Source organism: Pseudomonas sp. JZ134 (assembly GCF_051027695.1).
Classification (GTDB): domain Bacteria; phylum Pseudomonadota; class Gammaproteobacteria; order Pseudomonadales; family Pseudomonadaceae; genus Chryseomonas; species Chryseomonas luteola.
Genome location: NZ_CP069250.1, coordinates 2,963,778 through 2,978,063, shown reverse-complemented (window position 1 = coordinate 2,978,063; position 14,286 = coordinate 2,963,778). Strand labels below are relative to the sequence as shown.

10 protein-coding genes are annotated in these 14,286 nt (G+C 57.2%); 6 read left to right on the top strand and 4 right to left on the bottom strand.

Annotation, left to right across the window (positions count from 1 at the left end):
• Positions 1–3 precede the first annotated feature (3 nt).
• On the bottom strand, positions 4–243 hold the full coding sequence (locus JQR86_RS13840) for a hypothetical protein (RefSeq protein WP_010797452.1): 240 nt from the start codon (positions 241–243) through the stop codon (positions 4–6).
• 141 nt (positions 244–384) lie between these two features.
• Here JQR86_RS13840 and dinB point away from each other — a divergent pair, with 141 nt between their 5' ends.
• Entirely contained in the window at positions 385–1,446 is a 1,062-nt protein-coding gene (gene dinB, locus JQR86_RS13835; protein WP_286786975.1) for a DNA polymerase IV, read from the top strand.
• Here the strand turns inward: dinB and JQR86_RS13830 are convergent.
• Positions 1,429–3,684 carry a putative bifunctional diguanylate cyclase/phosphodiesterase gene (locus JQR86_RS13830; RefSeq protein ID WP_312508348.1) on the bottom strand — a complete coding sequence of 752 codons (2,256 nt, stop codon included), beginning with the start codon at positions 3,682–3,684 and terminating at the stop codon, positions 1,429–1,431. The two genes, dinB and JQR86_RS13830, sit on opposite strands and share 18 nt — an antisense overlap.
• A 176-nt stretch (positions 3,685–3,860) precedes the next feature.
• Positions 3,861–6,629 (bottom strand): ATP-binding protein, encoded by a 2,769-nt coding sequence (locus tag JQR86_RS13825; protein WP_286786977.1) that lies wholly within the window; start codon positions 6,627–6,629, stop codon positions 3,861–3,863.
• A gap of 271 nt (positions 6,630–6,900) precedes the next feature.
• Between JQR86_RS13825 and cysM the strand changes: the two genes are divergently transcribed.
• From cysM to mazG, 4 genes are all read left to right on the top strand, one after another.
• Complete coding sequence (gene cysM / locus JQR86_RS13820) at positions 6,901–7,800, top strand: cysteine synthase CysM (protein WP_434153750.1); 900 nt, start codon at positions 6,901–6,903, stop codon at positions 7,798–7,800.
• A 26-nt stretch (positions 7,801–7,826) separates the two neighbouring features.
• A complete protein-coding gene (gene rlmD / locus JQR86_RS13815) occupies positions 7,827–9,173 on the top strand; it encodes a 23S rRNA (uracil(1939)-C(5))-methyltransferase RlmD (protein ID WP_434153749.1) in 1,347 nt (448 codons plus the stop codon).
• Positions 9,174–9,367: 194 nt separating this feature from the next.
• Positions 9,368–11,611 (top strand): GTP diphosphokinase, encoded by a 2,244-nt coding sequence (relA, locus tag JQR86_RS13810; protein WP_434153748.1) that lies wholly within the window; start codon positions 9,368–9,370, stop codon positions 11,609–11,611.
• Between the two features lie 86 nt (positions 11,612–11,697).
• Positions 11,698–12,531, top strand: a complete 834-nt coding sequence (gene mazG, locus JQR86_RS13805) for a nucleoside triphosphate pyrophosphohydrolase (protein ID WP_010797459.1) — start codon at positions 11,698–11,700, stop codon at positions 12,529–12,531.
• Positions 12,532–12,550: 19 nt separating this feature from the next.
• Here mazG and JQR86_RS13800 read toward each other — a convergent pair whose 3' ends face one another.
• A complete protein-coding gene (locus tag JQR86_RS13800) occupies positions 12,551–13,474 on the bottom strand; it encodes an aspartyl/asparaginyl beta-hydroxylase domain-containing protein (RefSeq protein WP_019365625.1) in 924 nt (307 codons plus the stop codon).
• Positions 13,475–13,733: 259 nt separating this feature from the next.
• On the opposite strand from JQR86_RS13800, the gene JQR86_RS13795 reads away from it, so the two are divergent.
• Positions 13,734–14,273 (top strand): DUF2058 domain-containing protein, encoded by a 540-nt coding sequence (locus tag JQR86_RS13795; RefSeq protein WP_010797461.1) that lies wholly within the window; start codon positions 13,734–13,736, stop codon positions 14,271–14,273.
• The last annotated feature ends 13 nt before the right edge of the window (positions 14,274–14,286 follow it).

The window sequence follows — 14,286 nt, the reverse complement described above, 5'->3', positions numbered from 1 at the left end:
GGTTTATTTATCCAGCTTTTTCTCGACTTCGTCCAGCTTACGGTTCAACTCACCGACCTGGCTGTCCAGCTCCTTGTTTGATACCGGAGTGATGACCTTATCGATGGTATGAGTGCCAGGCTCAGGACTTTCCAGATCGCTTACCGCCTCTTCGGGTAGCTTGCGCTGTGCATGAGCTTCGTCGCGTTTAGCGACCTGATCATGGTCATGGGACTTGTCGAGTTTATCCGTACGATCAGTCATGGCGGCTCCTGGTTATCGTAATGTTCTAGAATTCCGAGTGTCGCGAGGCCGCTAAAGTTTCGGAGAACCGCTGGGTGGGTAAGGGCGTATAGCGCATAATACAGGCGCAGCGGTGTTAGCGAGCCTGTCGAGCATGAGGGTATGACGCAGAGAAAAATCATCCATATCGATTGCGACTGTTTTTATGCCGCCGTCGAGATGCGTGACGACCCTCGCCTGGTAGGCCGGCCAATCGCCGTCGGTGGTACTCCCGATCGGCGTGGTGTGGTCGCAACCTGCAATTATGAGGCGCGTGCATACGGGGTGCGTTCGGCAATGGCCTCCCATCAAGCCCAGCGGCTGTGCCCCGACATCATCTTTGTGCGCCCGCGCTTTGATGTCTACAAGGCGGTATCGCGTCAGATCCATATGATATTTCGTGATTTTACCGATTTGATCGAACCGCTTTCCCTGGATGAGGCCTATCTCGACGTTTCGGACAGTCCGCATTTTTCCGGCAGTGCAACCCGAATTGCGCAGGAGATTCGCCGACGTGTGTGGGAAGAACTTCATATCACTGTTTCAGCTGGCGTGGCGCCAAACAAGTTTCTGGCCAAGATTGCGAGCGACTGGCGCAAGCCGAACGGGCTGTTTGTTATTACCCCACCGGAAGTGGCCGCGTTTGTGGCTACTTTGCCTGTTGCCCGATTGCATGGCGTAGGCAAGGTGACGGCTGAAAAGCTGACGCGCCTGGGGATCGAGCGGTGCGAGCAGTTGCTGGAGTGGGGGCGCCTTGCATTGATCAAGGAGTTTGGTCTGTTTGGCGAGCGGCTGTGGAATCTGGCTCAGGGAATTGACGAACGATCAGTCCAGGTGGATAGCCGACGTCAGTCGGTCAGTGTTGAAAACACCTTCGAGCATGACCTGCCTGATCTGGCCGCCTGTACGGCCCAGCTGCCCGCTTTGCTTGAAGAGCTGGCCGGGCGGCTTGGCCGACTGGATACCCATTACCGGCCGGAAAAACCTTTCGTCAAGGTCAAGTTTCACGACTTTACCCAAACCACCCTTGAGCAGGCCGGGGCTGGGCGGGATATCGATAGTTATCGACGGCTTCTGACCCAGGCCTTCATGCGGGGAGGCAAGCCGGTTCGCCTGTTGGGCGTAGGGGTAAGACTGATCGATTTGCGGGAGGGCGCCCGCCAATTGTCACTCTTTGAAGAGTAACCCGGGCGCCAGATACCGCTCGGTCAACGTGGACGCATCGACTGGACGGGAGAACAGGTAACCCTGGTAGAGATCGCATCCCAGGCTATCCAGGAGCGCCAGTTGTTCATTGGTTTCCACCCCTTCGGCAACGACTTTCAGATCCATCAGGCGCGCCAGGGCGATCAAGGTCTTGATCAGCGTTTCCTGGCGCTCGCTGCCAGGAACGTCGGCCAGGAAGGATCGATCAATCTTCAGGCTCGAAATAGGCAAGTGGGTCAGGCGGCTGAGTGACGAATAGCCAGTGCCAAAGTCATCCATGGTGAGTCGATAGCCGCTGGTTTCGAGGGTCTTGAGGTTGGTCAGCGTGGTTTCGTTTTCATGAAGCAGGCTGCTTTCAGTGATTTCGATTTCCAGGTCATGAGGGGTCAGCCCGTATCGTTGCAGGCAGCCGGAAAACTTTTCGGCCAGACCTTCCGTTGCGACTTCCTGAGCGGACAGATTGACTGCCACCAGTGGTGCGGTACCCAGGTCGCGTTTCCAGCGTGCAATCTGGGCACATGCCATATCACGAACATAGGCGTCCAGCGTATGGATCAGTCCACTTTCCTCGGCTATGGCGACAAACTGATCGGGTGGAACGGGACGGCCGTTGGGGTCCGTCCAGCGTACCAGTGCTTCCACACTGTGAAGGTTGCCTTGAGCATCGACCCGAGGTTGATAGTGAAGAAAAAGGGCGCGGGTTTCGATGGCCTTTCTCAGTTCCAGCAACAGCTCGGTTCGCTCGAACGTGCGCTGCGCCAGGGTGGAGTCATAGGTGGGTAGCAGCGTATCGCCATGGGGATTCTTGAGCGCATGACTGCTACGCTCGATCAATTGCAGCGCATTGGTCGCATCCTGAGGATAGAACGCGGTTCCAAGATCAGGCGCCACATCAATAAGATGTCGGTCGATCTGCAAATGCGGAGGTAGGCTGCTCTTGAGTTCATGTAGCCGATCAAGGCCGATTTCGATGCTGTCCAGCTCGGTGAGAACCACCAGAAACGTGGCGCCCTTGAGGCGAGCTACCAGATTCTTTCGTGGCAAGCGACTCAGGTGGTGCGCAAAGGCCTGCAGGTACTGATCGCCGACGTCCAGGCCATACTTGGTATTGATGTAGGTCAGGTGAGGAAGGCGAATGGTCAGCGCGGCCAGTGGCTTCGAGCCCGCCTGGCCAATTGCCTGCTCCAGTCGCTTGATGGCGCCGCTGCGGTTCAGTACGCCTACCAGCGGGTCCAGAATGCTCAGGCGCTCGGAGTTACGCAGTTCGCTTTGCAAAGCATGCAGATGGGTAATGTCACGCAGTTTTACCAGTACATTCTGATTGGATGTCGGCTGACTGATACGAAGATTGAGCCAGCGAGGTTTAGTTCTACTCTGGACCTGCCATTCCTGCAGGGAGTCGTCCGGAACCAGTTTGACCGGCTCACCTTGTTCATTGCGTACTAGATTGCCCAAATAAACCTGACTCTCGATTACCCGCGCTGGTAGCCCCAGCAAGGCAGCCGCTTCGTCATTGAGTTTGAGGATCAGTCCATCGCTTCGGCAGAGCAGAAAGGCGCCCAGGTGGGAAAACACCTCATTGTAAAGTTGCTGGCTGTATTGTAGCGCCTGATTGAGCTGATGCTGGCGTCGCTGCGCATTGGCCAAGGTGGTTATGAGACGAGCAATGGCAAGCGGAATACACACGTTGAACAGCATGAACAGAAGCAAATGCAGGTAGTTGCGCGTGTAGTTCAATGACAGGTTGATGCCAAACAGATGAGGTATGGGGGTGTCGCTCAACAAAAGGTAAAGAGGCAGCAAATTGGCGACGCACAGCACCAGATAAACGCGCCAGTTGAAAAAGATCAGCGCCAGCAGCGGTGTGGCATAAATGATGAGGATGCCAGCCTTGGCTTGCTTGTAGTCGACGAAGAACAGGCTACACAAACCGAGTGCGTATAGGACGAAGATCAAGACCGTACCGCTAAGCCGATAGGAGCGTGATCTGAAAGCGAAGAGGCTGAAGAAGGCGCCAAGAAAGACGGCTTCCATTATCAGGACGTAAGGGCGACCGGCCTCTAGTGCCTGATAAGTACAGTGAATGAAAATAAGGGCAACCAGCACGATACTGCTGAGCGCCAGTACACGCAGCGTGCTGGTTTTCCAGATAAAGTCAGGTGTTGGGGTTTGTCTGGATTCATCCAACAATAAAAAACGTCGGAGCCGATGAATCACTATAGATAGCCTGTCTGACAGTTAAGCGGCGGCGAATATCGCATACCGGATTTAAGGTGTCACGATAATGGCGCCACGGAATGGACGCCGTTTATCGAAAAGATAGCTGCCTACTATATAGTGTTTACAAAGGAGTGAAACCTTGAACACTGAGTTGGCCTATTGGCACCACTCCGTTAAATAGGTGTTTTGGACATGGTCGAAAGCTGCACGATAGCGGCATCAAGTTCGTCCAAAATGGGCGATGAAGTAGGGGCGCCTTGTTTGAGCAGTGTCTCGCTCTGGTAGCACGCGGCTCGTAACTGAGGAACTCCACAGTAGCGGGTTGCGCCATGCAGGCGGTGGATCCGCTCGATTAGGCCGATGCGGTCACCATTCTCTCGGGCCGAGCGGATGGCTTGCCGGTCAGCTGCCAGCGAGGCGAGCAGCATGGTCAACAGGTCACTGGCCAGATCGGCCTTGCCTGCGGCCAGCCGCAGCCCTTCGTCTTCATCCAATATGGCCAGATTGGCAATGTCCGCTCCGGAAGAGGACAGCGGGCTCATCTCCTGAGTATCGTTTTGCTGAAGGCGCAGACCAGTCCATTTGAGCACCACCTGGGCGAGCTGCCGATCACTGATGGGCTTGGTTAAGTAATCATCCATGCCTGCCTGAAGCAGGGCCCGCTTCTCGTTGGACATAGCGTGGGCAGTCAATGCCACGATAGGTACCGGCGGATGTTCGCTTTCCACCTCCCAGGCGCGAATCGCTTCAGTGGCCTGTCGGCCATTCATGCCAGGCATCTGTACGTCCATGAAGATAAGGTCGTAGCGTTCCCTCTGTGCTGCCTCGACAGCGGCATAACCACTGTCGACACCCGTGACCTCAGCGCCAAGGTCGGTAAGAAGCGTTTCGACCAGCAGCAGGTTGGCGGGGTTATCGTCAACACAGAGCAGGCGAGGTGCGCGGTCAATTCGGGTATGGGCAGTATTTTCAGGACGAGTCGGCCGCTGATTGAGCAGCTCACCCACGGCGCGTTCCAGTTTACGGCTGCAGGCAGGCTTGGCCTGCAATTGGCAATGCACATCTGGCAAGGCTGCATGGAACACGGACTGATCGGTCGTGGGGCAGAAGATCAACGAATTACAGTCCAGCCGCTCCAGCTGCCAGACGCGCTCAGTCAGTAGATCAGGTGGCAGGATGCTGGAGCTTACCCCTAGCACGGCCAGCGTGATGGCGGCCTCGCTTTTCCGCTGCCTGGAAACGGCTTCCGTCAGCTGCTCAAGCGTCTCGAACTCGACCACCTCTAAACCGCAATCCTCCAGCTGATGGCGTAGCGATTGGCGTGTCAGCTCGTGTGGTTCCACAAGGCCTACGCGGCGGCCGGCAAAGGCCAGTCGGCGATGGGTTTCCAGCGGATTGCGCGATTTGGGCAGGTTGATGGTGATCCAGAATTCGGATCCTTCCTCGGGCTCGCTCTCCAGTCCAATTTCGCCGCCCATTTGCTCGACGAGACGTTTGGAGATGACCAGACCCAGGCCGGTGCCCCCTGCCTGTCGGGAGAGTGAGTTGTCTGCCTGGGTAAAGGCCTGGAAAAGCATGTCCCGATCTTGCTCGGAGAGACCAATGCCTGAGTCCTGAACACTGATCCGTAGCTGGGCATGGTCATCGTCTTCATCTTCCACCATGGCGCGGACAGCAATAGTGCCTTCGTGAGTGAACTTGATGGCGTTGCTGACTAGGTTGGTCAACACTTGGCGCAGGCGCTGGGGGTCACCTACCAGATGGACCGGAGTGTCACGGTAGATCAGGCTGACCAGTTCCAGCTGCTTTTCATGTGCAGCTGGCGCCAGAATGGTCATGGTGTCCTGAATCATGTCGCGCAGATTGAAGGGAATACTTTCCAGAACCAGCTTGCCGGCTTCGATCTTGGAGAAGTCCAGGATCTCATTGATGATGCCCAGCAGGCTCTCAGCAGAGTTCTGAATAGTGCCGAGATAATCTTGCTGCCGGGGCGTCAGCTCGCTTTTTTGCAGCAGATTGGTAAAGCCGATGATGCCATTGAGGGGCGTTCTGATCTCATGACTCATATTGGCCAGGAATTCGGACTTGATCCGGCTGGCTTCCAGGGCTTCCTTGCGGGCGAGATCCAGCTCGATGTTCTGGATTTCGATGGTTTCCAGGTTTTGCCGCACATCTTCCGTGGCCTGGTCGATGTTGTTCTGCATTTCCTCCTGGGCGTTCTGCATGGCTTCGGCCATACGGTTGATCCCGTCCGCCAAGGTATCCAGCTCGTAACTGCCAAGGTCTTTGGGCAGGCGGGTTTCCAGCTGACCGTCCTTGAGATGACCCACGCCATCGCTGATGATGCGCAGGGGATGATTGATGCTGCGACCGATACGGACAGCTACCACGGCTGTCAGGCAGAGACCGAAGATGATCAAAAGGAGGCTGATCACCAGATTGCGGTAGCCGCGCAGGAGGGTGGCATGGTGAGACAGCTCGATATCGATCCAGCCCAGCAGGTGCGAGCTGGGCATGTTGACCTCACCGGTAATGAGCTTGAGATGCCGGGCCTGAACGGGTAGATGGAAGTGTGTGACATCCAGACCGCTGCGCAGGCTGGCGGTCTCGCCATCGTCGTTACGAATGGCGATTGTCATACGAGGGCCGGCATGGGCCAGGATTTTTTGGTCGGCACTGATGAACTCGACAGCCCGTACATCGGCCTGATCAAGTACATCCTGGGCAATGCGCTGGAGCAGGACCCGGTCATCCCGAAGCAGGGCAGGCGCGGCCAGCGGTCCAAGCTGTTCGGCGATCAGTTGGCCGCGCTCTTCTAGCACCGTCCGCATGTCGGATAGCTGAACCCAGCTGAAGTAACCGCCCAGCACCATCGCCATGACGCACGTCGGTAGCAGGCTCAGCAGCAGGATGCGGCCCTTGATTCCCAACTCGTTCAGCACTTACCCGTCTCCAGAGCAACAATGGGGAAAGTGTAAAACACTTGTTTCGATTGCCGGGACGATTTTGTGGCGGATGGTCGCTAAACGGTTCTCCGCGGGAGTAAACAGGCCGAAAATGCTGGAGTCGTGGTGTCAGCTCACGGCCAGAGGCTGCGGAAAAGACGACCTGATATCGCCTTTATTCATCCCGCGCATCATGGGATTAGGGAACGCCCCTCATTTGCCGGTATCATAGAGGCCTATTCAAAGGCATCGGAACCGAGCGAATTCCATGAGCGTGCAGTATCCGACCATTGCCGACTGCGTCGGCAATACACCGCTGGTGCGTTTGCAGCGCCTGCCCGGTGATACATCCAATACCCTGCTGGTCAAGCTGGAAGGCAACAATCCGGCAGGATCGGTAAAGGATCGGCCAGCCCTTTCGATGATCACGCGTGCCGAGTTGCGCGGTGACATCCAGCCGGGCGATACACTGATCGAGGCGACCTCGGGCAATACGGGCATTGCCCTGGCGATGGCCGCAGCCATCAAGGGTTATCGCATGGTTCTGATCATGCCGGATAACTCCAGCGCCGAGCGCAAGGCGGCCATGACGGCTTATGGCGCCGAGTTGATCCTGGTCAGTCGCGAAGAAGGCATGGAGGGTGCGCGTGATCTGGCGACCCGTATGCAGGCCGAGGGCAAGGGCAAGGTGCTGGATCAGTTCGGCAATGGGGACAACCCTTCTGCCCACTACAGCTCGACCGGCCCTGAAATCTGGCAGCAGACCGGCGGTAGCATCACGCACTTCGTCAGTTCCATGGGTACGACCGGTACCATCATGGGCGTGTCGCGCTACCTGAAGGAGCAGAATCCTAAGGTGCAGATCGTCGGACTGCAGCCGAGCGAAGGTGCCGCCATTCCCGGTATTCGCCGGTGGCCGCAGGAGTACCTGCCAAAGATTTTCGATGCCACGCGTGTGGATCGTATCGTCGACATGAGCCAGGAAGAGGCGGAAGACGTGATGCGCCGTCTGGCCCGAGAAGAGGGTATTTTCTGCGGCGTATCGTCGGGTGGTTCCGTAGCGGCTGCGCTGCGTATTTCCAAAGAAGTTGAGAATGCAGTCATCGTGGCGATCATTTGTGATCGTGGTGACCGTTATCTTTCTACTGGTGTTTATGATCCGCGTTAAACGCGGGTTTGATTCAAGAGAACAGTATGCGTGCAAAAGGGCTGCGTTTTCAGCCGAGCGGCGGTAGCCGGGCCTCGTCGGTTCCGGTCGGCAAGAAACAGCGCCTGACCATTGAGAAGATGGCCAATGATGGCCGGGGTATCGCCTATCTCGAAGGTCGGACCTGGTTCGTTTCGGGTGCCTTGTCATCGGAAACGGTTGAGGCACGTGTGTTGTCTGCCAAAAGCCAGGTGGTTGAGGCGCGTGTGGAGCGGGTGCTTGAGCCTAGTGGCGAACGACGCCTGCCTTCGTGTGCCATGGCCGGTCGTTGCGGTGGCTGCACCTTGCAGCATATTCCGCATGAGGCTCAACTGGCCCTCAAGCAGCGTACGCTGGCCGAGCAACTACAGCGATTTGCCGGCGTGACGCCCAATGAATGGGCTGCGCCACTGCATGGCCCAGAGTTGGGCTATCGGCGTCGTGCACGCATCGCGGTGCGCTGGGATGCCAAGGCTCGCCGCCTGGATGTTGGATTTCGGGCGCTTGCCAGCCAGGATATCGTTCCGCTGGAGGCCTGTGGTGTGCTGGTCGAGCCATTGCAGCCTATTGCCAGGGCGCTACCGGCTTTACTTGTCGGGTTGGAGCAGCCGCAAGCCATTGGTCACGTCGAGCTGTTTCAAGGGACGGCCTGCGCCATGCTGGTGCGTGTCACGCGTCCGCTCTCGCCGCGTGACAGCGATCATCTGCGCCATTTCTGCATGGAGCACTCGGTTCAGCTCTGGTGGCAGGCCGAAGGTGAGCCGTACCCCGACGAGCCCGAGGCAGCACTTAGCTACCAACTGGAGCCATGGAGCCTGACGATTGCTTACCGTCCGGGTGATTTCGTACAGGTCAATGCATCAGTTAACGAAGCGATGATTGCACAGGCGCTCGACTGGCTTGCGCCGGAGCCGAATGAGCGGGTGCTCGATCTGTTTTGCGGACTTGGCAATTTCGCCCTGCCATTGGCGCAGCATGTGCATGCCGTGGTTGGCGTAGAAGGCGTTTCCGTCATGGCGGAGCGCGCGAGTGAAAATGCCCGGGCCAATGGCCTGGGTAACGCGCACTTTTTCCAGGCAGACCTGTCGAAGCCGCTTATCGATGCGCCATGGTTTGGCCAGACCTTTTCATCCGTATTGCTGGACCCGCCACGTGATGGCGCGTTGGCCGTAGTGCAGCAGATGAAGCAACTGGGTGCACAGCGTGTGCTCTATGTGTCCTGTAATCCCGCTACATTGGCACGGGATGCAGGCGAACTGGTTCGTCAGGGGTATGTTCCTGTGCGGGCTGGAATCCTGGACATGTTCCCGCAGACGGCGCATGTCGAGGCGATGGTTTTGTTTGTAGCGAGGTAGGGGCAGGTCTAGCGAAAAGTAATGAATGAGGGTGAGTCCGGTGTGACTGTATTCGGGACTGTAATGGCCTTTTACATTCCGATCACTCGCAGATCACCTGAATACGTGTTTTTTCGTTTAGCCTGAACCTCGCGTAATCGGCCAGTTGATGGCTGGACTTAAACGGCGCAATAAATAGCGCCGAGGAACGTAAGATGGTACAGGTCAGAGCGCATCAACCCGTCAATAATGATGGCAGCATCAACATCGAGGCATGGCTCGATCACGTCCAGAGCATGGACCCGAATTTCGAGCGTCAGGCCTTGCTGGAAGCATGCGAATTCGCTCGTGCGGCCGAAGCAGAGGCCGCACCCTCCGAACACTTGTGGGCTCCGGGTACCTCCAGTTTTCAGACGGGGCTGGAGATGGCGGAGATCCTGGCAGATCTCAAACTGGATCAGGACTCCCTTGTCGCCGCGCTGATCTACCGCGCCGTACGTGAAGGCAAGGCAAGCCTGGAAGAGGCTGGCAAGCGTTTCGGCCCGGTTGTGGCCAAGCTGATTGAAGGCGTGCTGCGCATGGCGGCGATCAGTGCCAGTCTCAATCCGCGGCAATCAATGGTGCTGGGCACCCAGGCCCAGGTGGATAACCTGCGCCGCATGCTGGTAGCCATGGTGGACGATGTCCGCGTGGCTTTGATCAAGCTTTCCGAGCGTACCTGTGCGATCCGGGCGGTCAAGAACGCCACGGATGAACGCCGCAACCGCGTCGCGCGTGAAGTGTTCGATATTTATGCACCGTTGGCGCATCGCCTCGGAATTGGCCACATCAAATGGGAGCTGGAGGATTTGTCCTTCCGCTACCTGGAGCCGATTCAGTACAAGCAGATCGCCACGTTGCTGCACGAGCGCCGGCTCGATCGCGAGCAGTACATTGCCGATGTCATGCAGCAGCTCAAGCAGGAGTTGGCTGCGACGGGTGTCAAGGCGGATATCAGCGGTCGAGCGAAGCATATCTATTCGATCTGGCGAAAAATGCAGAAAAAAGGTCTGGAGTTCAGCCAGATCTACGACGTTCGTGCGGTTCGTGTGCTTGTTCCTGAAATCCGCGACTGTTATACCGCCCTAGGAATCGTCCACACCTTGTGGCGCCATATTCCCAAGGAATTTGACGACTATATTGCCAACCCCAAGGAAAACGGCTACCGCTCGCTGCATACGGCGGTGATCGGCCCTGAAGGCAAGGTGCTTGAGGTGCAGATCCGTACTCATGCCATGCATGAAGAGGCGGAGCTGGGGGTGTGCGCTCATTGGCGTTACAAGGGGACGGATGTCAAATCGGCCTCCAGCCATTACGAAGAGAAAATCTCCTGGCTCCGGCAGGTGCTGGAATGGCACGAGGAGCTGGGTGATATCGGTGGCCTGGCCGAGCAGCTGCGGGTAGATATCGAACCTGACCGGGTCTATGTGTTTACACCGGATGGGCATGCCATCGATTTGCCCAAGGGCGCTACTCCACTCGATTTCGCCTATCGTGTGCACACTGAGATCGGGCATAACTGTCGGGGCGCCAAGATTAATGGCCGCATCGTGCCGCTCAATTACACGCTGCAGACAGGTGAGCAGGTAGAAATCATTACCGGCAAGCAGGGTTCACCCAGTCGTGACTGGCTCAACCCGAACCTGGGCTATGTAATGACCTCGCGTGCTCGGGCCAAGATCGTTCACTGGTTCAAGTTCCAGGCCCGTGATCAGAATGTGGCTGCCGGGAAGGCCATGATCGATCGAGAGTTGCTTCGTCTGGCGCTACCGCCGGTGGACTACAACACGCTCGCCGAAAAGGTCAATTACAAGAATGCCGAGGACATGCAGGCTGCCCTGGGCGCAGGTGACCTGCGTCTTGCCCATGTCATGCATGCGGCTCAGCAGCTGGTCGAGCCAGAAAAAGAGACCGATCCACTTGATCTCCTGCAGCGCAAGCCGTCTCCGCACAAGTCGGGCAAGCGGGGCGATGTACAGATCAACGGTGTGGGCAATCTGCTGACTCAGATTGCCGGCTGCTGCCAACCGGTGCCGGGTGATCCCATTGTCGGCTACATCACGCTGGGCCGTGGCGTCACCATTCACCGTCAGGATTGCCAGAATGCGCTGCAGCTTTCCAGCCGTGAGCCCGAGCGTATCATTCAGGTCAGCTGGGGGCCGGTGCCTGTCCTAACCTATCCGGTGGATATCCTGGTCAAGGCCTACGACCGCCCGGGGCTTCTGCGTGACGTCTCGCAAGTGCTGCTCAACGAGCGCATCAACGTCTTGGCAGTCAACACGCGTTCCAACAAGGAAGAGAACACGGCCAACATGCTGCTTACCATCGAGATTCCTGGATTGGACGCGTTGGGAAGGCTCCTGGGGCGTGTCTCCCAGCTGCCCAACATCATAGAGGCCCGCCGTAATCGTGCCACCTGAGCCCCGCCGGAGCCGTGTATGACCATGAAAGGGTGAGCGTAAGCTCGCCCTTTTTATTGACCGTATTTCGATTGTAAGGACGACCTATGTATAGCCTCGACGATCTGCTTCATCTCATGGCCCGACTGCGTGATCCGCAGCATGGGTGTCCTTGGGATCTCAAACAGACCTACGCCAGCATCATCCCGCACACGCTCGAGGAGGCTTACGAGGTGGCCGATGCCATAGAGCAGGGCGACTATGCGCAGCTGCGTGATGAGTTGGGGGATCTGCTGTTTCAGATCGTCTACTACAGTCAGCTAGCCAAGGAAGAACACCGGTTCCTGTTTGCAGACGTCGTAGACAGCATTACCCGCAAGCTCGTGCGGCGCCACCCGCATATATTCCCCGACGGCGATCTCTATGGCCCTCTGGATCAGCCCCGTCTGAGTGAGGAAGCCATCAAGCAGCGCTGGGAAGAAATCAAGGCGCAAGAGCGTGCCGAAAAGGCCGAGACGCCAGAGCAGCTCTCTCTGCTGGATGACGTTCCTGCTGTGCTGCCAGCGCTGTCTCGTGCGGCCAAGCTACAGAAGCGTGCAGCTGGAGTAGGTTTTGACTGGCCGGCCGCAGAGCCCATCATCGACAAGCTGCACGAAGAGCTGAACGAAGTTATCGAAGCCATGGCCGAGCAGGATCATGAGCACATTACTGAGGAGGTTGGTGATCTGCTCTTTGTGGTGACCAACCTGGCCCGCCATCTCAAGGTCGATCCGGAAAATGCCTTGCGCGGTGCCAACAGCAAGTTCGAGCGGCGCTTCCGCTTTATCGAGCAGGCGTTGCGCGAGCAGGGTAAGCGTCCGGAAGCATGTGAGCTGGAAGAGCTGGATGCGTTATGGGATGCTGCCAAGGCGAAGGAACGAGCGGCCAAAGCGCCCCGTTAAGCGCTTTGGCACAGATGGATCAGCCGAATATCCACTTCAACAGCAGGACAAAGACCAGGATGGCCAGTACAGGCTTGAGCACCTTGTATGCCTTGGGGTGGCGACGCTTGAAGCTGCGAACCATGCCACCAAAGGCATCACCGAAGCGCTTGCTGAAGGCATAGGCCTGGTTGATACCGCCTACACGTTCTCCATCAACGTTCTGAGGCGCAGTGGCGCTGCCCAGAAAATGGCTGACGCGACGGTTGATGGAAGTCAGCAGACGCGAGCGGAGCGGACGTTCGATATCGCAGAACAGGATGACCCGTGTCTGCTCCGTTTCGTTCTTGACCCAGTGCACGAAGGTCTCGTCGAACATGACGTCCTCACCATCCCGCCAGGCGTAAGGCTCGCCATCTACGTAGATCCGGCAGGCATCCGAATTGGGAGTCGAAAGTCCCAGATGGTAGCGCAGGGAGCCGGCGAAGGGATCGCGGTGCGGGTTCAGATGGCTGCCGCCGGGCAGCAGCGCAAACATGGCACCTTTTACATTAGGGATGCGACTGACCAGTTCGACGGTCTTGGGGCAGAGCGTCTGGGCTGAAGGCAGCGGCTCGCCATACCAGGTCAGGTAAAAACGCTTCCAACCCTTCTTGAAGAAAGAGCCAAAGCCCGCATCGTTGTTTTTTTCGGCGGCGCGAATATAGCCTTCGTCGAACAGGTGCATGGCCTCTTCACGAATGACCTCCCAGTTGTCCTTGAGCACATCCAGTTCCGGGAAACGCTCACGATCAAGGTAAGGCTTGGAGGGTACGCTAGAGAACAGATACATCAGGGAATTGTAGGGCGCGAAGACCGCAGAGTGATTGACCAGCTGACGCAGGAATGGCAGGCGTGAGCGGCCGCGCAGATGTACGAACAGTACGCTGGCAACGAACAGGGCAAGAATAATAAAGGTAATCATGGGGCTCGGCTTTTCAGGTTGAGCTGGTTAGCAGGCTAAGCATTTCAGTGGCGTAGTGTGCCAATATTAACGCGCTGACTGTATGGTGGTGATTATTTCACTCTATACCCATGCTTGCACTGCGCAAAATCAATGCACAGGATGGTTGGCGAACATTGACGATTCCGATTGTCGGCTGGCCTAGGGGCCGACCGTCCGGGTACTATGCGTCTTTTAACGTAACATGCCCGCCCGACGGGCTTTAGAACGAGTTGCACCCATGAGTATGTCTTTGCGCGACCAGCTCCTGAAGGCGGGTTTGGTCAACGAGAAACAAGCCAAGCAGGCTACCAAGCAAAAGCAGAAGCAAACCCGTATGGAGCACCGCGGGCAGGCTGAGAAGGATGAGTCCCAGAGACTGGCTGCCCAACAGGCCCAGGCTGAAAAGCTTGCCCGGGATCAGGAGCTTAATCGTCAACAGGAAGAAAAGAAGCGGCGCAAGGCTGAGCAGGCTCAGATCAAGCAGTTGATCGAAGGGAGTCGCCTGCCAAAGCTTGAAAGCGACGATTACTATAATTTCGTTGATGAGAAGAAGGTCAAGCGCGTCCCGGTCAATGCCTTGATGCGTGAGAAGCTGAGCAAGGGTAGCCTGGGGATCGTGCGACACGAAGGCCGTTATGATGTAGTACCCCGCGCAACGGCTGAGCGCATCCAGGAGCGTGACCCACGCCGAGTCGTGCTGCTCAATGTGCAGAATGAAGCGCCAGATGCGGACGATCCATATGCGGCGTATCAGATTCCTGACGATCTGATGTGGTAAGCCAGGATCCGGC

What these genes read in the sequence shown, in the direction of transcription:
- cysM (WP_434153750.1), top strand. Translation starts at nt 6,901, where the DNA reads ATGAGCGTGCAGTATCCGACCATTGCCGACTGCGTCGGCAATACACCG.
- mazG (WP_010797459.1), top strand. Translation starts at nt 11,698, where the DNA reads ATGTATAGCCTCGACGATCTGCTTCATCTCATGGCCCGACTGCGTGAT.
- JQR86_RS13800 (WP_019365625.1), bottom strand. Translation starts at nt 13,474, where the DNA reads ATGATTACCTTTATTATTCTTGCCCTGTTCGTTGCCAGCGTACTGTTC.
- rlmD (WP_434153749.1), top strand. Translation starts at nt 7,827, where the DNA reads ATGCGTGCAAAAGGGCTGCGTTTTCAGCCGAGCGGCGGTAGCCGGGCC.
- relA (WP_434153748.1), top strand. Translation starts at nt 9,368, where the DNA reads ATGGTACAGGTCAGAGCGCATCAACCCGTCAATAATGATGGCAGCATC.
- JQR86_RS13840 (WP_010797452.1), bottom strand. Translation starts at nt 243, where the DNA reads ATGACTGATCGTACGGATAAACTCGACAAGTCCCATGACCATGATCAG.
- dinB (WP_286786975.1), top strand. Translation starts at nt 385, where the DNA reads ATGACGCAGAGAAAAATCATCCATATCGATTGCGACTGTTTTTATGCC.
- JQR86_RS13795 (WP_010797461.1), top strand. Translation starts at nt 13,734, where the DNA reads ATGAGTATGTCTTTGCGCGACCAGCTCCTGAAGGCGGGTTTGGTCAAC.